This window comes from Streptomyces sp. NRRL F-6676 (assembly GCF_000725625.1).
Lineage (GTDB): Bacteria > Actinomycetota > Actinomycetes > Streptomycetales > Streptomycetaceae > Streptomyces.
In genome coordinates, this window is the sequence record NZ_JOHS01000007.1 from 283,449 (window position 1) to 301,848 (window position 18,400).

At 73.5% G+C, this 18,400-nt stretch carries 15 protein-coding genes and 1 pseudogene; 10 read left to right on the forward strand and 6 right to left on the reverse strand.

Translation table 11 applies throughout. The features are described 5' to 3' along the window. Positions 1-6: 6 nt before the first annotated feature. The gene (locus tag IO29_RS06650; protein ID WP_030379561.1) at positions 7-1,263 is read right to left on the reverse strand and encodes a nucleotide sugar dehydrogenase; all 1,257 of its coding nucleotides are present in this window, start codon (positions 1,261-1,263) and stop codon (positions 7-9) included. Between the two features lie 256 nt (positions 1,264-1,519). Between IO29_RS06650 and IO29_RS06655 the strand changes: the two genes are divergently transcribed. Genes IO29_RS06655 through IO29_RS06680 form a run of 6 tightly spaced genes read left to right on the forward strand, consistent with a single transcriptional unit; the run spans position 1,520 to position 7,532 of the window. Further along, positions 1,520-2,578: a Gfo/Idh/MocA family oxidoreductase gene (locus tag IO29_RS06655; protein ID WP_030379560.1), complete on the forward strand. Its 1,059-nt coding sequence runs from the start codon at positions 1,520-1,522 to the stop codon at positions 2,576-2,578. After that, positions 2,568-3,497 (forward strand): sugar phosphate isomerase/epimerase family protein, encoded by a 930-nt coding sequence (locus IO29_RS06660; protein WP_078618249.1) that lies wholly within the window; start codon positions 2,568-2,570, stop codon positions 3,495-3,497. The genes IO29_RS06655 and IO29_RS06660 overlap by 11 nt, the downstream gene beginning before the upstream one ends. Next, entirely contained in the window at positions 3,490-4,887 is a 1,398-nt protein-coding gene (locus IO29_RS06665; protein ID WP_030379558.1) for a M20/M25/M40 family metallo-hydrolase, read from the forward strand. The genes IO29_RS06660 and IO29_RS06665 overlap by 8 nt, the downstream gene beginning before the upstream one ends. Positions 4,888-4,900: 13 nt before the next feature. Beyond that, positions 4,901-6,115 (forward strand): Ldh family oxidoreductase, encoded by a 1,215-nt coding sequence (locus IO29_RS06670; RefSeq protein ID WP_030379557.1) that lies wholly within the window; start codon positions 4,901-4,903, stop codon positions 6,113-6,115. After that, a complete protein-coding gene (locus IO29_RS06675) occupies positions 6,112-7,080 on the forward strand; it encodes a Gfo/Idh/MocA family protein (RefSeq protein ID WP_030379556.1) in 969 nt (322 codons plus the stop codon). The genes IO29_RS06670 and IO29_RS06675 overlap by 4 nt, the downstream gene beginning before the upstream one ends. Further along, positions 7,077-7,532, forward strand: a complete 456-nt coding sequence (locus IO29_RS06680; protein WP_030379555.1) for a DUF6917 domain-containing protein — start codon at positions 7,077-7,079, stop codon at positions 7,530-7,532. The genes IO29_RS06675 and IO29_RS06680 overlap by 4 nt, the downstream gene beginning before the upstream one ends. On the opposite strand, the gene IO29_RS06685 is transcribed toward IO29_RS06680, so the two are convergent. Further along, positions 7,513-8,193 carry a methyltransferase domain-containing protein gene (locus IO29_RS06685; RefSeq protein ID WP_030379554.1) on the reverse strand — a complete coding sequence of 227 codons (681 nt, stop codon included), beginning with the start codon at positions 8,191-8,193 and terminating at the stop codon, positions 7,513-7,515. The two genes, IO29_RS06680 and IO29_RS06685, sit on opposite strands and share 20 nt — an antisense overlap. Before the next feature lie 184 nt (positions 8,194-8,377). Here IO29_RS06685 and IO29_RS06690 point away from each other — a divergent pair, with 184 nt between their 5' ends. Then, complete coding sequence (locus tag IO29_RS06690; RefSeq protein WP_030379553.1) at positions 8,378-10,042, forward strand: beta-1,3-glucanase family protein; 1,665 nt, start codon at positions 8,378-8,380, stop codon at positions 10,040-10,042. Positions 10,043-10,136: 94 nt separating this feature from the next. On the opposite strand, the gene IO29_RS06695 is transcribed toward IO29_RS06690, so the two are convergent. Continuing rightward, a complete protein-coding gene (locus IO29_RS06695; RefSeq protein ID WP_030379552.1) occupies positions 10,137-13,223 on the reverse strand; it encodes a lectin in 3,087 nt (1,028 codons plus the stop codon). Positions 13,224-13,564: 341 nt separating this feature from the next. On the opposite strand from IO29_RS06695, the gene IO29_RS06700 reads away from it, so the two are divergent. Beyond that, the gene (locus tag IO29_RS06700) at positions 13,565-13,930 is read left to right on the forward strand and encodes a DUF488 domain-containing protein (RefSeq protein ID WP_030379551.1); all 366 of its coding nucleotides are present in this window, start codon (positions 13,565-13,567) and stop codon (positions 13,928-13,930) included. A 243-nt stretch (positions 13,931-14,173) separates the two neighbouring features. Here IO29_RS06700 and IO29_RS06705 read toward each other — a convergent pair whose 3' ends face one another. Together IO29_RS06705 and IO29_RS06710 are read right to left on the reverse strand one after the other, a co-directional pair. Then, positions 14,174-14,953 (reverse strand): NADPH-dependent F420 reductase, encoded by a 780-nt coding sequence (locus IO29_RS06705; RefSeq protein ID WP_267881967.1) that lies wholly within the window; start codon positions 14,951-14,953, stop codon positions 14,174-14,176. Then, positions 14,862-15,674 carry an inositol monophosphatase family protein gene (locus IO29_RS06710; RefSeq protein WP_051707276.1) on the reverse strand — a complete coding sequence of 271 codons (813 nt, stop codon included), beginning with the start codon at positions 15,672-15,674 and terminating at the stop codon, positions 14,862-14,864. The genes IO29_RS06705 and IO29_RS06710 overlap by 92 nt, the downstream gene beginning before the upstream one ends. A gap of 183 nt (positions 15,675-15,857) precedes the next feature. Between IO29_RS06710 and IO29_RS06715 the strand changes: the two genes are divergently transcribed. Next, positions 15,858-16,820, forward strand: a complete 963-nt coding sequence (locus IO29_RS06715; protein WP_078618248.1) for a LysR family transcriptional regulator — start codon at positions 15,858-15,860, stop codon at positions 16,818-16,820. 82 nt (positions 16,821-16,902) lie between these two features. Further along, positions 16,903-17,580, forward strand: coding sequence for a hemerythrin domain-containing protein (locus IO29_RS06720; RefSeq protein WP_234307495.1), 678 nt, complete (start codon positions 16,903-16,905; stop codon positions 17,578-17,580). A gap of 248 nt (positions 17,581-17,828) precedes the next feature. Here IO29_RS06720 and IO29_RS36370 read toward each other — a convergent pair. Next, positions 17,829-18,400, reverse strand: a pseudogene (locus IO29_RS36370) (IS5 family transposase); the annotation flags it as partial.

Genomic DNA, 18,400 nt, shown 5'->3' on the forward strand with positions numbered 1-18,400 from the left:
GAGGGTTCACAGCACATGGGCCGTGCCGTCGCGCAGCCGGCCGCGGGTGTCGAGCAGCAGCGGCGCCCAGCCGGGCAGCCGCTCCACGGGCAGGACGCCGTGGTCCTGGAGCAGGATGGTCAGATCGGCCTCGGCGGCCGCTTCCCGCAGCCGCGCTGCCGAGGGGACGGGCTCTCCGTCGACGGTCCAGGCGTCGGCGAGCGGGTCGTGGTAGCGCACGTGCGCGCCGGCCTGGCGCAGCAGCCGGGTCAGGGGTGTGGCCGGCGTGCAGCGCAGATCGCGGCTGTCCCGCTTGTACGTGACGCCCACCAGCAGCAGTCGTGCGCCGCCCAGCTCCTTGCCCGCGCCGTGCAGCAGTTCGCCGGCCCGGTGTACGACGTGTGCGGGCATGGCGGCGTTGACCCGCTGGGCCAGTTCGACCAGATGCAGCGGGCGGCCCGCGGTGCGGGCCCAGTGGGTGAGGTAGGCGGGGTCGACGGGGATGCAGTGTCCGCCGACGCCCGGGCCGGGGCGGAACTGCTGGTAGCCGAAGGGTTTGCTGGCGGCGCAGTCCAGGGCGTCCCACACGTCGACGCCCAGCGCGCGGCCGGCGACGGCGAGTTCGTTGACGAGGGCGATGTTGACGCTGCGGTAGACGTTCTCCAGCAGCTTCGCCAGTTCCGCCTCGCGGGCGGAGCCGGCCTCGACGACGCGGTCGCACAGCTGTCGGAAGAAGCCGGCCGCGGCGGCCGTACAGCTCGCCGTGCAGCCGCCGACGACGCGCGGGGTGTTGCGGATGCCGAAGCGGCCGTTGCCCGGGTCGATGCGTTCCGGGGAGAAGGCCAGGGCGAAGTCCGTTCCGGCGGTGAGGCCGGAGGCCTCCTCCAGGAGGGCGCGCACCACGCCGTCCGTGGTGCCCGGATAGGAGGTGGACTCCAGCACGACGAGGGTGCCGGGTTTGAGATGGGCGCCGACGGCGGAGGCGGCCCGCCGCACATGCGACAGATCGGGCTCGCCCGCGTCGTCCAGCGGCGTCGGGACGCAGATGACCGCGGCGGTGGCCTCGGCCAGTAAGCCCGCGTCGGTCGTGGCGGTGAATCCGGCGGCCGCCATCCGCGCGAGATCGGCGTCCGTCACGTCCGGCACATGGGAGCGGCCGGATTCGAGGGCGGCGGTCACGACGGGATTCTCGTCGAGGCCGACCACACGCATTCCGGCCGCACACGCCTCACGCGCCAGCGGCAGCCCCGTGTACCCCAACCCGACGACCGCGACAGTTTCCACCGCACTACTCCCTCCGCCCAACCCGGACCGAACGTCTCCTCGACCACTTTAAGCAGGTCAGCGCGGTCAGATGTCAGTCAGGAAAGCATGTCACCCGGAATAGTGAAAAGAGTACGGAGTGAGGTCATATTGTCTTCCTGACCCGCCCGGAAATATTTCGTCGCCTTATTCGGTATCCGGAATCCCACCGTTCTCCGTCGTATTCATCCGTTCAGGAAACCCGGCGCGAAGGCCGGTCGAAAGGGGTGGCACCGTCATGCTGCGCACACTGCTCCTCGGGCTCGGACGCGCCGGGGCGGGACTGCATCTGCCGGTCCTCGCCCGCGCGCGGGCCACGCATCCGGAACTCTTCGCCGGGCGGCCCGTCGTCGGCGTCGATCCGGGTCCCCGGCCGGTGCCCGGCGGCGGTCCGCCCGGGCCCGGCGCGGACCGGCTGGTGGTCGCGGAGTCGTTGCAGCGCGCCCGCCGCCATCTCGACCCGGCCGCCACCGTCGTCCATCTGTGCACCCCGCCGGCCGTGCGGGCCGCGCTCCTGGAGGAGGCCGCGCAGCTCGGCTACCGGCGGTTCGTGGTGGAGAAGCCCCTCGCCGCCGACCGCACGGCGCTGCGCCGGGTCCTGGACGCCGTGGACCGCCACGGCCTGCGCGTCGAGGTCGTCGCCCCGTGGCTGCACAGCGCGCTCACCGACCGGCTCGCCACGCTCCTGCCCACCGTCGGGGAGGTGCGCTCGGTGACCATCACGCAGGACAAGGCGCGGTTCCGCCGCTCGCTGACCGGGGGCAGCCACACCCACGCCTTCGAGGTGGAGGTCCCGCACGCGCTGGGCGTGCTGCTGCGGCTCCTGGGCGACGCCGAGGTGCGCGAGGCGTCGTGGACCGATCTGCGGCTGGGCGAGCGGGTCGTGCCGCACATGGGCGGCGCCCGACTGACCCTGCGCCACGGCGGCGGGGCGTCCGGCCGCGTCCACTGCGACCTCACCTCGCCGGTGCGCCGGCGCCGCATCACCGTGGACGCGGCCGACGGCGTGCGGCTCGTCGGCCACTATCCCGTCGCGCAGGACGACGACGTGGCCCGGCTCGACCTGTGGCGCGACGGCCGCCGGGTGCGGGAACTGTTCGAGGACGACGCCCTGCACCGGTGCCTGGTCGCCGCCTACCACCGGTTCGCCGGGGACGATCCGCCCGGCACGGCCGGCGGCCTGGGGGTGCACGCGCGCACCGTCGAACTCCTCGACGACGCACGGACCATGGCGGCGGGCGAGGCCCTGACCTCGTTGCCCGGTCCCTTCTCCCGGGAGGCCCGCCATGCCGGCTGACCCCCGCCCGGCCCCGGGCCCCGTCACGACGGCCCCCGCCGCCCCGCCGCCCGGCATCCGCTACGCCGGCATCGGCGACGAGGCCGCCCCCGGCCTCGCCGGACAGCTCGCCGCCCTGCGCGAACTGGGCTGGACGGCGCTGGAGTTGCGCGGTGTCGACGGGCGTGCCCTCGCCGATCTCGACGACCGCGCGTTCGGGCGGCTCGCCGAACGGATCGCCGCCACCGGCACGGAGGTGGTCTGCGTCGACTCACGGATCGCCGACTACAACCGGCCCGTCACCGGCCCCTTCGCGCGCGACACCGACGAACTGCGGGTGCTGGCCCGCCGCTGCGCGGTGCTCGGCACCCGGTACGTCCGGGTCATGTCGTACCCCAACGACGGCCTGGGCGAGGCGGAGTGGGCCCGTCGGGTACGGCACCGGATGACCGTACTGGCCCGGCAGGCCGAGGACGCGGGGCTCGTCCTGCTGCACGAGAACTGCGCCGGCTGGGCCGGCACCCGTGCCGAACGGATGCTGGACCTGCTGCACCACGTCGACAGCCCGGCGCTGCGGCTGCTGTTCGACATCGGCAACGGCGTGCCGTACGGCTACGGTTCGGCGGCCCTGCTGGACGCGGTCGCCGCGCATGTCGAGCACGTCCACGTCAAGGACGCCGTACGCACCCGGACGGGCGAGGTGGCCTACGTGCTGCCCGGGCACGGCCACGCCGAGGTGCGCGAGTGCCTCACCGCGCTGCTGCGGCGCGGCTGGCGGGGCACCTGGTCCATCGAGCCGCACACCCATCTGCGCCCGCACGACGGCACCGACGCGCGCGGCGACAGCGGCGCGGCGGCCTTCGTCGCCCACGGGCGGGAACTGGAGCGGCTGGTGGCCCGCGAGGTCGCGCCCGCCGTCCACGGGGGCCGGCATGACTGACACCTCCCGTCCCCCGAGGGCCCGGCTCACCGGCGAGGACCACGCCCTGCTGCTGCGCCTCCTCGGCATCCCGACCGCCGGCCCGCTGGAGACCGGTGACACCGGGGCCGTACGGCTGTGGGAGGCCGGGCGCGCGTACGCGGCGGCGGCGCGGCGGTTCGGCATGTCGGTGGTCCGGCATGCGGCGCCGCCCGGGACCGTACTGCTGCGGGACGACGTGCCCCTGCCGGTCCGGGAGGCCGCCGCGGACCCCGCCTTCCTGGTCTGCCAGCCGAGCCTCGTGCTGCGCCTCGGGCCGCCCCGGCTGCCGCGCGCGGCGACCGTGATGTTCAACGTCCACCTCGACACGGTGGCCGGCTGGTGGCCGCCCTCGTTCGACGGGGCCCGGTTCGGCGGGCGCGGGGCGATCGACGCCAAGGGGCCGGCGGTCGCCCTGCTGGCCGGCATCCGGGCGGCGCGTGCGGCGGAGCCGGCGGTGGGCGGGCGCATCGGGGTGCTGGTCCAGGCGGTGGCGGGCGAGGAGGGCGGTGCGATGGGCACGTTCGGCACCCGTCCGCTGGTCGAGCAGGGCTTCGTCGGACGGCTCAACGTGTTCTGCGAGCCGACCGGGCACCGGTATCTGACGCGGTCGACGGCCGGCATGACGGCGTGTGTGCGGGTGCGCGGCGAGGACGCGGTCGACGACCGACCCGAGGCGGGCCACAACGCCACCGTGCTGCTGGGCTTCCTCGCCCACCACCTGGCGACGGTGCTGCCCGACCGGGCCCTGGGCACGCGGGTCTGCGTGGCCGGGCTGCACACCGGGGAGCGGCACAACAAGGTGTACGGCAGCGGGCAGTTGCTGCTCAACCTCGCCTACGCCGACCGGGAGCGCGGGCGGGCGGCCGAGGCCGCGCTGCGCCAGACGCTCCGCGAGGGCCTCGCCGCCTTCCGCGCCACCGCGCACGGGCGCCCCCACCTGGCCAGGACAGCCGACGACGCCGACGCGATCACCTCACTGCGGTGGCTCAAACGCGGGCTGCCCACGCTCACCGGCCCCACCGGCGACGCCGGCTGGGCCGAGCGGCTGCTCGCGGCGGAGTGCGGGCTGTCGCCATGGCCCGCCGACGAGCCCGCGTTCACGTGCGACGCCCTGTGGATGGGCGGCGTGCCCGACACGTACACCGCCGTCCTCGGGCCCGGCGGTCTGGACACCAACCGGGCGCACGCGGCGGGCGAGTACGCCGACCTCACCGAACTCGACCGGTACGCCGGCGAAGTGGCCCGCATCCTCGTCGCCTTCGCCCGCGGGCCCCGGAACGAGGAGCAGCCGCCGCCCACGCCCGGGGTGCCCCGGAGCCGTACGCCCGTCGATCCGGCGACCGACGACCCCAGTCCGCGCACACGTTGAAAGGCAGGACGCCATGACCACCTCCCGTTCCGGGACCACCGCCGTCACCCCGAAACCACGCCCGGCCGAGGTGCCCCCCGTGCCACTCGCGCCGGACTCGTCGTACGGCGGCGACGTCCGCGTCCCGTACGACGGTCTGCGGGACTTCGTCACCGGGGTGTTCCGCTCCCGGGGGCTGCCCCCGGGCCGGGCCCGGCGGGCCGCCGAGGCGTTGTGCCACGGTGACCTCACCGGTTTCACCACGCACGGCGTCACCAACCTCGCCCGGCTCTACCTCCCCCTGCTGGACGGCGGCCGCTGCGATCCGCGCGCCGAGCCGGAACTGCTCGCCGACAGCGGTGCGGCCGTGCTGCTCGACGCGCGGAGCGCGCTGGGGCTGTGGTCGGCGACCGAGGCGATGAAGCTGGCGGTCGAGCGCGCCGGGGTGCATGGTGTCGGGCTGGTCTCGGTGCGCGGCGGCACCCACTTCGGGTGCGCGGGCCACCACGCGCTGCGCGCGGTGGAGCACGGCATGATCGGCCTGGCCTCGTCCAACTGCGGACGGCAGCGCCTGGCCCCGCCGCCGGGCGGCGCCGCCCCGATGCTGGGCACAAATCCGCTGGCGCTGGCGGCACCCGGGGGCGCGCACCCGCCGTTCGTGCTGGACATGAGCACGACCGTCGTACCGACCGGCCGTATCCGCGCCGCCGCCCGCGCGGGCGAGCGCGTCCCGGAGGGCTGGCTGGAGGACGCGGACGGCGCGCCGGTCACCGACCCGGCGGCGTACGACCGGGGCGAGGCCCGGCTGCGCTGGCTGGGCGGCTCCCCGGAGACGGGCGGCCACAAGGGCTACGGGCTGGGGCTGCTCGTGGAGGTGCTCTCCGCGCTGCTGCCGGGCTCCGGCCTCGGCCCGCACCGCGACACCTCAGCACAGCCCGACGACGACGTCGGCCATCTGCTGCTGGCGGTGGCCCCCGGTCGTCTGCGCGCCGAGAGCGACTTCCTGGAGGCGGCCACCGGCCTGTTCGGCGCGCTCCTGGACTGCCCACCGGCACGGACCGACGAACCTGTCTCCTACCCGGGCCACCGCGAAGAGCAGCGCTCCCGGCACCGCCGCGCACACGGCGTCCCGCTCACCGCCACCCTGCACCGCGAACTGCGGGAGGTGGCGGACCGGTTGGCCGTGCCCTTCCCCGCACCGGTGCCGGACCCGGCCGGCCCCGCCGACCCGAAGGGGGGCCCGGCATGACACCACCGCGTCCCCCTCTCCGCGTCGGGATGATCGGGCTCGGGGTCATCTCCCGGTTCTATCTCGCCGCGCTGGAACGTTCCCCGGACGTGGAGCTCGTGGCCGTCTGCGACCGCGATCCCGCCGCCCTCGCGGGGCTGCCCGCGCATCTCGAACGGCACACGGACCACCGCGGGCTGCTGCGGGAGGCCGAGGTGGACGCCGTGGTCGTCAATGTGCCCAATGACGCGCACTTCCCGGTCTGCCGGGACGCGCTCGCGGTGGCGCGCGCGGTGTGCGTGGAGAAACCGCTGGCGACCACGGTGGCCGACGCGCGGACGCTCGACCGGTATGCCCGGGAGCGCGGGGTGCCGTTGTTCACCTCGTTCCACCGGCGCTACAACGATCCCGTCCGCGCCCTGCTGCGCCGGCTGCCGAAGGGCGTACCGGTGGAGTCACTCACCGTCCGCTACAAGGAGACGATCGAGGAGCACGCGGGCCGTGACCGCTGGTATCTGGACCCCGACCGCTGCGGGGGCGGCTGTCTCGCGGACAACGGGCCCAACGCCCTCGATCTCGTCCGCCTCTTCCTCGGCGAGGACATACGCGTGGAGGACGTGGACCTCGACCGCGACGCGCAGGGCGTCGACCGTGCCGCGCGGGTCTCGCTGCGGGCGCCCGTGAGCGGCGCGCGGGCACGGGTGGAGCTCGACTGGTCCTACCCCGGCGAGCGCAAGACGGTCGAGGCGCGGCTGGCGGACGGCCGGGGGGACGTGGCCGACATGCTCGCCGGGCACACCGAGTTCAAGGGGTCGCTGTGGCACGAATACGTCGGCGTGCTGCGGGAGTTCGTACGCGTGGTGCGGGGGGACAAGGGCCCGGAGGCCGGAGGCCCCGCGCCGGACGGACTGGCCGTCGCCGAGCTGGTCGCCGCCTGCTACGCGGCGGCGGACGGTGCCCCGGACCGAGAGGAGACACCCGCGTGAACCCCGCGGAGGACGGTGCCAAGCGCGTCGTCCACGGCCCCCTGGTGAAGGTTCTCACCCACCGCCTCGACCGGCGCGGGATGTCGCTGGAGCCGTACGCCAGCCGGTGTGTGCGGCGCGGCGAGGTGCACGAGCTGGTCACCACCGACCACACGGACACCTCGGCCGGTGCCCGGGTGGACCGGGTGGGTTTCCTCGGCTTCGTCGAACTGGCCTGCGCCGGCGTGCTGGACCGCGGGGACACGGTCCTGGCCGGGGGCCTGCCGATCGGCACGGTGCTCGGTTTCGACGCCTGCCACTTCCCCAACCACTACAACATCCTCATCCGCGCCCCCCGGCCCGTGACGGGCCTCGAACTGTCACTGGCTCCGGAGACGGAGATCCGGTTCGAGTGCGCCTCGTCGCGCGCGCCGGGGACGGCCGCGGACGGGCTCAGCGCGCTCCTCGGCTGAGGCCGGTGTCGACGAGGGCGGCGAAGGAACGGTCGCCGCCGTAGTCGAGTTCATGGCGTTCGAGCACCCGGGAGCCCGGCAGCAGATCGAGGAAGTGGCTCAGCGGCCGCAGCCGCGAGAACCGGCCGACGGGGACGGCCGCGTGCTCGTACTCGATGAGCAGGAGCTGCCGGGTGCCGAGGGACAACGTGCGGAAGAGGGCGGCCAGTTCGGCGTCGTCGAGGAGGTGCATCAGCACCCACACGCACACCGTCACATCGGCCGGGCGGCCCACCAGCCGGTCGACCTCGTCCAGGGTCAGGTCCTGGGCGCGGAGCCGGTGGAGCGTCACGTTGCCGAGTCCGGCGCAGGCCGCGCGGGCCGACTCCAGCATGCCCGGTGTCATGTCGAGCGCCGCGACCCGCCCGGCCGCCGCCGCGAGGGTGGGGGTGAGCCGGCCGATGCCGCAGCCGATCTCGACGACCGAGCCGATACCGTCGGGCAGTTCCTGTCCCGCGCGCTTCAGCAGCCGGGCGAGCGTGCGCCGGGTCTCGTCGGTGACCGCCTCGCCGAGCTCGGGCGGCTGCTGCGCGCGCATCACCCGCGCGAGCCCGTCACGCCGCGCACGCGCGCGCCATTCCTGGGCGATCTCTTCCGGGGAGGGGGGCGTGGTGTACGTCATGTGGAGATCAACGACGTTCGCCCCGAAAAGGAACCGGACATCGTTCCCCGGCAACGTCCTTGACGTGCACACCTCTTGACCGACCGATTGGTTCAGTCCAATAGTGGGGAGAGCGCTCACTCCCCTTGAGAGCGCTCTCACCCACGGCACTCTCCACCCCACACTCACTCCCCAGGAGCCCGTCGTGCTCTCCCGTCGTGCCCTTCTCACCGCCGCGGTGGCCACCGCCGCCGCGCTCCCCCTCGCGGCCGCCGGCACCGCCAGCGCCGCCGCCAACCTCCCCCTCGTCCTGGCCAACAACTCCGGCAGTTCCGCGCAGGTGTACGCCTACGTCACCGGCGCCGACACCTCCGGCTGGCCCGGGTTCGTCACCGCCGACGGCACCTTCCACCGGCTGGCGGACGTCTCCGCCGTGCAGACCCCCACGCCCGACTACTCCATCGCCCTCGGCGGTTCGGGCTCCTCGCCCGTCCGGCTGACGCTGCGCGACTACGTCATCGGCGGCCGGGTCTGGTTCTCCGTCGGGAAGAAGATCCAGTTCTTCGTCAACCCGGCGAGCCTCAACGGGGGCAAGCCCGGCCTCGTACAGCCCGGCTTCACCAGCAACGACCCCAACTGGACCACCAACTGGGGCTTCGCCGAGTTCACGTACAACTCGGCCAATCTGTACGCCAACATCAGCTACGTGGACATGGTCGCCCTGCCGATCTCGATGTCCACCACCGGCGCCGCCGGCAACCAGTCGGTGCCCGCGCTGCCCTCGACCGCGCTGGCCAGCATCGCCTCGGGCCTGCGGTCGCAGCACTCGGCGGACGGGGCCCCGTGGGACCGGCTGGTCGCCACCGACTCCTCCGGCGCGGTCCTGCGCGTCCTGGCCCCCTCGCACGCCCCGGCGGACTTCGGCTCGTACTGGAACCCGTATCTGACCCGTGTGTGGGACTACTTCCGCAGCAACACCCTCACCATCGACGGCCAGGGCTCGATCGGCGCGTACTCGGGGCGGGTCAGCGGTGACGTCCTGACCTTCTCGGGGCTCAACACCAACGGGGTGCCGTTCACCAAGCCCTCCGCCGCCGACATCTTCGGCTGCGCGAGCGGCCCGCTGTACAACTCCGGGGCCGACGCGCGCGGTGCCGTCGCGGCCCGGCTCGCCGCCGCCCTCAACCGCTCCGACCTGCTCGTGCCGGGCGGCGCCAACCAGCCGAGCGGGGTGCGGCCCGACCAGTACTACACGGAGTCGATCACCAACCACTACGCCCGGCTGGTGCACAAGTACTCGACCATCGGCTACGCCTTCCCCTACGACGACGTCGGCCCCACCGGCAGCGCCCCGGTCGACGGGCACCTCCAGGACCCGGCGCCCACCTCCTGGACCCTCACCCTGGGTGCCGGCTCCGGGAACTCGGGCGGGGGCGGGGACAACGGCGGGGGCGGCGGCACCAGCGCCTACGCCACCGTCCAGGCGGAGAGCTACAGCTCCCAGAGCGGCACCCAGACCGAGAGCTGCTCCGACAGCGGGGGCGGCCAGGACGTCGGGTACCTCGCGGCCGGTGACTGGCTGAAGTACGCCTCGCTGGACTTCGGCAGCTCCTCCCCCACACAGTTCGTGGCCCGCGTCGCCTCCGGAGTGGGCGCCGGGGTGAGCGGGGCGATCCGGGTGCGGGTGGACAGCGCGACCGGGCCGCAGATCGCGGAGATCGACCTCGGTGACACCGGCGGCTGGCAGAGCTGGCGCACGATCCCGGCCAACGTCACCCGCTCGGTGACCGGCGTGCACGACGTCTACCTCACCTTCGCGGAGAGCAGCGCGGATTTCGTCAACGTCAACTGGTTCACGTTCACCAAGTGAGGTGAGCCGGCGGAGGAGACGGCGGCCGGCCGGTTCCCGCGCACACATGCCGTGTGCGGGGAGCCGGCCGGCCGTCGTGTGTCCGCCGCGCCGGTCAGGCGGGCAGTGTCCACTTCTGGGCGGCGCTGCCGTTGCACTCGTAGAGCTGGAGCTGAGTGCCCTCGGTGGTGGCCGAGTTCGGCACGTCCAGGCAGAGCCCGGAGTTGCCGTTGATCAGCTGCCCCGAGGAAGTCGCCCGCCACTGCTGGGCGTTGGTCCCGTTGCAGGTGTACAGCTGCACCTTGGTGCCGTTGGTGGTGCCGCTGCCCGCGGCGTCCAGGCAGCCTCCCTTGACGCGCAGCGTGCTGTCGGCGGCCACCGTCACCGTCTGGGCGTCACTGCCGTTGCAGCCGTAGAGCTGGATCGGCGTGCCGTTGGCCGTGGCGCCCGCCTTGTCGTCCAGGCAGAGCCCGGAGCCGACGCCCGCGGTGACGGCGCCGGAGCGGGCGGCCGGAGCCGCGGGCAGGGTCCACTTCTGGGCGGCGGTGCCGTTGCAGTCGTGGATCTGGAGGTGGGTGCCGTCGGTGGTGGCCGAGTTCGGATCGTCCAGGCACAGACCGGAGTTGGCGTTCACGAGCGAGCCGTCGGCCCCCGCCGACCAGACTTGCGCGCCGGTGCCGTTGCACGTCCACAGCCGGACCGCGGTGCCGTTGGTGGTGCCGCTGTTGGCCACGTCCAGGCACTTGCCGAGCGCGCGCAGGGTGCCGTCACCGGCGACCGTCCAGTCCTGGGCGTAGGTGCTGTCGCAGCCCCAGAGCTGTACGGCGGTGCCGTCCGCGGTACTGGAATGGTCGACGTCCACACACAGGTCGGAGCCGACACCCGCGGTGAGAGCGCCGGCCCGCGGGCTCGGCGGGGCGACGACGGAGCCGTGGTAGGAGGGCGGTGCCGCGCTCGCCGTGCTCGCCCAGGAGGTGTTGGCGGTGGTGCCGAGGCGGTAGGTGAGGGTGCCTCCTTCACTGAGGGCGTCGGTGGGTGCGTACGCGTTGTTCCAGGCCGAGCCGTCGAAGGTCGCGGACTGCACGTAGGGCGCGTTGTCGGCGGCGCCGTCGCCGTTGATCGTCAGCGTCCTGCCCGAGGGCAGGGTGACGACGGCCTGCGGGAACAGCGGGGAGCCGAGGGCCAGATCGTCGGTGCCGGGGGTCATCGGGAACATGCCGAGCGCCGACCAGACGTACCAGGCGCTCATCGCGCCGAGGTCGTCGTTGCCGTCGGCGAGACCGGCGGGGGTGTTGGCCCAGATCTGGTCCTGGACGGAGCGCACGGTGGCCTGCGTCTTGTACGGCTCACCGATGTAGTCGTACTCCCAGGGCAGTTCGATGCTGGGCTCGTTGCCGACCCAGGCGTAGCCGTTCGCGCCGGTGTAGCTGCGCAGCACGGTGTCGAGGTAGTCGCTCATCACGGCGTCGCCGCCCTTGGCGGCGGCCAGTCCGGCCACGTCGAAGGGGACCATGCCGGTGTAGATCCAGGAGTCGGCCTCGACCATGTCGGTGCCACTGGTGGGGTCGAAGCCGCCGGTCCAGGTGCCGTCGGCGTTGCGCGGCTGGACGAAACCGGAGGCCGGGTTCAGCGTGCCGCGCCAGTCCTGCGCGCGGTTGGCGTACGTGCGCTGGTCGGCGGTGGCACCGAGCGCGCCGGCGAACGCGGAGAGCGCGAAGTCGGCGGTGTTGTACTCCAGCGTGGTGGCGACGGGGCCGTAGAAGTTGCAGCAGCCGTAGCTGCCGTCGTGCGGCTCGTAGCCGGGGGTGTCGAGGTAGTTCAGGCCCGGCCGGTCGTTGTTGGTGGTGCTCGCCTGCTTGACCAGGCCCTCCAGCGCGGCCGAGGTGTCGAAGTCGCGGGCGCCGAAGGCGTGGTAGTCGGCGATGATGGCGGCCGCCGGGTCACCGACCATGACGTAGGACTCGCCGTTGTTCTCCGACCACTTCGGGAAGATGCCGGTCTGCCGGTAGTCGTCGACCATCGACTGGGCGGTGTCCGAGGCGACTTGGGGACTGACCAGCGCCTCCAGTTGTGCCTGGGAGCGGTAGATGTCCCAGCCGGAGTAGTTGGCGTAGGCGGCGTCGTGACCGGAGTCGACGGTGTGTGTCCTGCCGTCGAAGCCGTAGTACTGCCCGTCCGTGTCGCTGATGACGTTCGGGTGCAGCAGCGAGTGGTAGAGCGCGGTGTAGAACATGGTCTGCTGGTCGGTGGTGCCGCCGGAGATGCCGATCTTTCCGAGCGCGCCGTTCCACGCTGTGTGGGCGGCGTTCCGGGTGGCGTCGAAGTCCCAGCCCGGCGCCTCGGCGGTGCGGTTGGCGACGGCGCCCGCCACGGAGACGTAGGAGACGCCGACCTTGGCGCGTACGGCCTGGCCGGACGTGGTGTCGAAGGTGACGCGGGAGTTGGCGCCGGAGGTGCTCTGCGCGGTGAACGGCCGGTCGAACACCATGTCGAAGTAGACGGTGTAGGTGTTGCCCGCACCGCAGAACTTTCCGCTGGTGACCTGGCCGCTCACCTCGGTGCTGGAGACGGCGGTGAACTTGGTGTTCGAGCCGCCGTTCTGGCTGCTGCCGAGCTTGAACAGCAGGTTGGCCTGAGCGGTGGAGGGGAAGGTGAAGCGGGCCATGCCGCTGCGGGTGGTGGCGGTCAGCTCGGTGGTCACCTTGTTGTCCAGGGCCACCTTGTACGAACCGGCCGTCGCGGACTCGGCGGAGTGCGCGAAGGAGTCCCGGGCGCCGTAGTCGACCGCGCCCACGGTGGGCAGCACGGGTATGTCACCGGCGGCGCCGCAGCCCGGCCCGGCGATGTGGGTGAGGCTGAAGCCGGTGATCGAGGAGTCCTTGTACTCGTAGCCGCCGCCGGGCGGCCGCGAGGGGGTGTCCGGGCTCCACTGGACCATGCCGAACGGGACGTCGGCGCCGGGGAAGTCGTTGGCGTCGTTGGACGTGCCGATGAACGGGTTGACCAGGCTCGCGGGGTCCGTGACGGCCGCCGCCCCGGCCGCCGCCGTCTCGGCGGACACGGCCGAGGCCTGGACGGGCACCGCGAACGTGGCGACCAGGGCCAGGCCGGCGCCCGCGCCGGTCAGGGCGACGAGGCGCCGCCATCGCGGTGGGCGCGGTCGCGGTGCGGAACGCCCGGCACCGGTCAAGGGGGATCTCATGAACCGCCTCCTGTGGAGAGGGATGAGGGGTGGGGGGTGGCCGTGCGGGCCGGGCGGGGAGCCCTTCTGACAACGTTGTCGAAGCGGCGTCCGCCGGGTCGGCGGGCACGGGGGCGGGGGCAGGCGCCGGGCTCTCGGGCCGCACGGGGGTGCGGGTCCGGGGTGGGGACGGATGCCGAGGAAGAAGCGCTTTGCCACGCTAGAAGTTGATCATGAGCATGTCAACAGCCTGGACGTGTGCGACTCCCCGGGGACACTGCGGGCCCGAGTAGCGTGGTGAAGCGGGGGGTGAGGCAACCGGAACGGCGGCCGCGGTCCCGGCACCGCACGAGGAGGTACCCATGGCAGGCAAGAGGACGGTGCACGTCCGCCGGGTCTACGAGGACCCCGAACGGGGCGACGGCGCCCGGGTCCTGGTCGACCGGATCTGGCCCCGGGGCATGAGCAAGGAGCGGGCCCGGCTGGACGAGTGGTGCAAACAGGTGGCCCCGTCGACGGAACTGCGCAAGTGGTACGGCCACGACCCGGACCGCTTCGAGGAGTTCGGCCACCGCTACCGGGCGGAACTGAAGGACGATCCCGAGCGGGCGGACGCCCTGGCCCACCTGCGCGACCTGGCCGCCGACCGGCCGCTGACGCTGCTGACGGCGACGAAGGACCCCGCGATCAGCGAGGCGCAGGTGCTGGCGGGGCTGCTGCGGAAGTGAGGGCGGGCCCGGGCGCCGTGAGCGAGCCGAGGCCCGGCTTCGGCCAGAGCCAAGCCCCGGGCCCGGGGCTTGGCTCTGGCCGTTGGCCCGGGTTCGTGCCCGGGCCCGGGTCTGGGCCCGATGAGCGGAGGCGGGCCGGGCCCGGTCAGCGGCCCCGGATCCGGGCAGCGGCCCCGGATCCGGTCAGCGGCCCCGGGCCCGGGCCGCCCCGGCGGCGCCGGCCCCGGCTCAGCCGGCCGCGGCTCAGCCGGACGCGGACACCGCGAGCGGCTGGAGCCCCTTGCGGCGCAGCACCTGGGTCACCAGGAGGATGACGGCCTCGGTGGCGCGCGCGGTGGTGATGTCGCCGAGGTCCTCGATCCGGTCGGCCTTCCAGCCCAGGTCGCCCAGGAGCCGGGCCACGGTGTCCTTGGCGTCCTGGTCGTCGCCGGAGAGGTAGACGGTGGGCGGAGTGGCAAGGGACTCGGGCGCGGTCATCACCGCGTACAGCATGGTGTTGAGGGTCTTGACGACACGGGTGGCGGGCAGTGCCCGCTGGAGCCGCTCGCCGAGGCTGCCGTCCGGGTACATCAGCTCGCCGGGCAGGCCGTCCGGGCCGTGCTGGGTGGCGTTGGAGACATCGACGAGGATCTTCCCGGCGAGTTCGTCCCGCAGCTCCCCCAGCCGGGCGAGGGCGGTGTCGCCGGGCGTGGCGTTGATGACGACGTCGCCGGTGGCGGCGGCCGTGCGCTGATCGGTGAACCGGACGCGGGGGCCGAACTCCTCGGTCCGGCCGGGGAGTTGCGCGGCGGGGTCACGGCGGCCGACGACGACGTCGTGACCGGCGTCGGCGAGCTTGCGGGCCAGGTTGGTGCCGACGCGTCCGGCGCCGAGGATGCCGAGGGTGGTCATGCGCGGTGCTTCCTTGTCCGTTGTGGGGTCTGTCGTCGGGTCACTTGACGGGGGCCAGCGCGTCGGCGACGGCCTGGTGGACGCCCGGGGCGGCGGCCAGGAAGTCGCTGTGCGCGGGCGTCCAGGGGGCACCGTGGGTGTCGGTCACGACACCGCCGGCCTCGGCGACGAGGAGAGCCCCGGACACCAGACCGGAGCGTACGTCGGAGTGCTGCCAGAAGGCCTCCATGCGGCCGGCGGCGACATGGATGAGCTGGAGCGTGGCTGGCACGGAGACCCGGACCACCAGACCGGCCGTCAGCAGGGCCGTGACCGACTCGCCGATCCGGCGGAAGGTCTCCCGGTCCTCGCCGGGCTTGGCCTGCCCGGTGCCGACGAGACCGGCGCCCAGGTCGGTCTTGGCGGAGACGCGCAGGGGCTCGCCGTTGAGGTGGGCGCCGTTGCCCGCGAGCGCGGTGTAGGTGTCACCGGTGAGCGGCAGGTGAACCACCGTCAGGACGGGACGGTTGTCGCGCACCAGGGTGGCGGTGACCGCCCAGTCGGGCATGCCGTGGACGTGGTTGATGTTGCCCTCGGCCGGGTCGACGACCCACCACTCGCCGTCCGGCAGCGCCCCGCCCTCGAGCTCGTCCTCGGCCCACCGCGAGCCCGGGCGGGCGTCGAGGAGGGGCTGCTTCAGGACGGCGAGGACGGCGTCGTCGTTGGCCTGGAGCTCGTCGATGATCTCCTTCAGGCTCAGGGCCCGCGCGTGGGTGGTGTAGCGGTCGCGCAGGGTGGCGCCGGCCGACTCCACGGCGGTGCGGACCTCGCCCAGCAGAACCTCGTCGATACCGGCGGTCTTGATCGCGGACATGGCGGACTCCTGTACGTCGAAGGGGAAGTGAGGCGGTCCCTCGGCGGTGGGCCCCGATGAGGGACCCGACGGAGGAACCGCCGCCGTCGCCCTCACTCGCTCGGGCGAAGCGGCCTGCACACGACGTTAGGGAACCCGCGGATTAACCACAAATGCATGTTCGTCATCCCTATGCTTACTCACATGCAATTGGACTTGAACCTGCTCACCGCCCTCGACGCGCTCCTGGAGGAGGGGAGTGTCGCCGGGGCCGCCGCCCGGCTGCATGTCACGGCTCCCGCGATGAGCCGTACGCTCGGCCGGATCCGCAAGGCGACCGGCGACCCGGTCCTCGTCCGCTCGGGGCACACGATGGTCCCGACCGCCCACGCGCTGGCGCTGCGGGAGGAGGTCCACGACCTCGTGCACCGCGCCCACGCCGTGCTGTCCACCCGCCGGGAACTCGAACTGGACACGCTGGAGCGGGTGTTCACCGTGCGCTGGCACGACGCGCTCACCGCCGCCTGCGGTCCGGCCCTGGTGGCCGCGGTGCACCGGCAGGCACCGGGGGTGCGGCTTCGGCTGGTGGCGGAGGCCGCCTCCGACACCCCCGAGCTGCGGCGCGGAGAGGTGGACCTGGCGTCCGGGACCGCTCCGTCGGCGCTGCCCGACGTCCAGAGCCTGCTTCTCGGCGAGGACCGCCTCGTCGTCGCGCTGCGCACCGGGCACCCGCTCACCGCGCGGCCGCTGACCGCCGAGCGGTACGCCGGCGCCGAGCACCTGACCGTCTCCCGCCGCGGCCGGCTGCACGATCCGGTCGACGCGGCGATGGAGGCTCTCGGGCTGCGGCGGACGGTCGTCGCCGCGGCTCCGAGCGCGGCGACGGCCCTGCAACTGGTCCGGGAGACCGATCTCCTCGTCGCCGTTCCCGGCACCGTCTCCCGTACCGCGCTCGACACGCTGGGGCTGACGACGCTCGCGCTGCCCGTGCCGATGCCGCCGATCCCGGTGCACCTGCTGTGGCACCGGCGTCACGACAACGACCGGGCCCACCGCTGGCTGCGGGAACAGGCGTGCGCGGCGGTCGGGGCGGTGCTGGGGCTGCCGCCGGCGGGGGTCCCGGCCGGGACCCCGTCCGGGGCGCTGTCCGAAGCGCCGTCCCCGTAGGCGTTCACGTGGCCCGCGAGCGCATCACGGCCGTCCCGTGGGGTACCCACCGCCTCTGTGACACAGGAGTGAGGAGGGTCCCATGGGCATACTCAGCAAGGCTGCCGTGACCACCTCGGTGACCAAACCGGTGCTGACCGCCAAGACCGTCACCCGGGCCGGAACCCGGGCCGGGAAGTCCGTTTCCGCCTGGTCGCTCGGGCTGGCCGGAGCCGTGGGCGGTGAGGACGCCGTCGATGTGCTCACCCGGCAGCACCGGCAGATCAAGCTCGGCTTCCTGCGGGCCGCGCTGCCCGGGCCGCCGCGCCGCCGCAACTTCGACCGGCTGATGCGGCTGCTGGCCATTCACGAGGCGGCCGAGGAGGCGCACGTCCATCCGCTCGCACGGCGGGTGCTGCGCCACGGCCGCGAGCTGACCGCCCGCCGGCGCCACGAGGAGAAGGAGGCCAAGCGGCTCCTCGTGGCGCTGTGGCGTACCGGCCCGGACGGCCCCGGCTATCTGCGGCGCCTCGACGAGGCCCGGCGCGCGGTCACCCGGCACGCGGCGCGCGAGGAACGCGAGGAGTTCGCCGCGCTGCGGCGGGCGGTGCGTCCGTCGCGGCTGCGGTTGCTGGGCAGCGAGGTGAAGCTGGCCCAGGTCTACGCGCCGACGCGGCCCCACCGGTGGGTCAACAACGAGGTCATGAACAAGCTGGCGGCGCCGGTTCTCGGTCCGGTGGACCGGGTACGGGACGCGGTCCGGCACCGGGTGATGTCCTGAACGTCAGGACCGGGCAGGGCGCCTCATAGCTCGGGGGTACGCGTTGTCCGGCGGCTGCGGGCTGCGTGGTGGCTGGTCGCGCAGTTCCCCGCGCCCCTGGCGGGGGCGCGGCGAGCCGCGCACCCCGAAGGGGCGCGGGGAACTGCGTGGGCGACCACGACGCATCCGCAGCCGCCGACGCACAGAAGCCCCCGAGCCGTGAGGCGCCCAAGGAGACAGCTCGCCGCTGCTAGGTCATGTCCGTAAAGTCAGGGGAGCCAGAGTCGTAGGCAGGCGAGGGTGACCATGGCTTCGTAGTGGCGGGCGAGTTTGTCGTAGCGGGTGGCCAGGGCCTTGTTGTGCTTGAGCTTGTTGAAGCAGCGCTCGACGACGTTGCGGCGTCGGTAGGCGGTCCGGTCGAGTCGGCAGCGACTCTCGCCTCGGCGGATGCGGCCGTTGATCTGGTCGATCCGTTCCGGAATCACCGTTTTGATGCCCCGGCGGCGCAGGTAGGAGCGGATCTTGGTGGATGAGTAGCCCTTGTCCGCGACGACGCGCTCGGGCCGTGTCCGGGGGCGGCCGGGCCCGCACCGGCTGACGTTGATGCGGCCCATGACATGCTCGAACTGGGTGCAGTCGTTGACGTTGCCGGCGGTCAGGGTGAAGGCGAGTGGCCGACCCTGTCCGTCGCAGGCCAGGTGGATCTTTGTGGTCAGCCCGCCGCGGGACCGGCCGATCGCCTCACCCGGCCGGATCGAGTGCCCCCTTTTCGGGCCCCGGCCGCGTGCTGGTGGGCACGCACGGTCGTCGAGTCCACGCACACGACCGTCCAGTCGACCGC

Bases quoted from the DNA above. Each gene is read 5' to 3' on its own strand.
- IO29_RS06695 (WP_030379552.1), bottom strand. From the start codon at position 13,223: ATGAGATCCCCCTTGACCGGTGCCGGGCGTTCCGCACCGCGACCGCGC.
- IO29_RS06665 (WP_030379558.1), top strand. From the start codon at position 3,490: ATGACTGACACCTCCCGTCCCCCGAGGGCCCGGCTCACCGGCGAGGAC.
- IO29_RS06700 (WP_030379551.1), top strand. From the start codon at position 13,565: ATGGCAGGCAAGAGGACGGTGCACGTCCGCCGGGTCTACGAGGACCCC.
- IO29_RS06660 (WP_078618249.1), top strand. From the start codon at position 2,568: ATGCCGGCTGACCCCCGCCCGGCCCCGGGCCCCGTCACGACGGCCCCC.
- IO29_RS06670 (WP_030379557.1), top strand. From the start codon at position 4,901: ATGACCACCTCCCGTTCCGGGACCACCGCCGTCACCCCGAAACCACGC.
- IO29_RS06655 (WP_030379560.1), top strand. From the start codon at position 1,520: ATGCTGCGCACACTGCTCCTCGGGCTCGGACGCGCCGGGGCGGGACTG.
- IO29_RS06720 (WP_234307495.1), top strand. From the start codon at position 16,903: ATGGGCATACTCAGCAAGGCTGCCGTGACCACCTCGGTGACCAAACCG.
- IO29_RS06685 (WP_030379554.1), bottom strand. From the start codon at position 8,193: ATGACGTACACCACGCCCCCCTCCCCGGAAGAGATCGCCCAGGAATGG.
- IO29_RS06715 (WP_078618248.1), top strand. From the start codon at position 15,858: ATGCAATTGGACTTGAACCTGCTCACCGCCCTCGACGCGCTCCTGGAG.
- IO29_RS06675 (WP_030379556.1), top strand. From the start codon at position 6,112: ATGACACCACCGCGTCCCCCTCTCCGCGTCGGGATGATCGGGCTCGGG.
- IO29_RS06710 (WP_051707276.1), bottom strand. From the start codon at position 15,674: ATGTCCGCGATCAAGACCGCCGGTATCGACGAGGTTCTGCTGGGCGAG.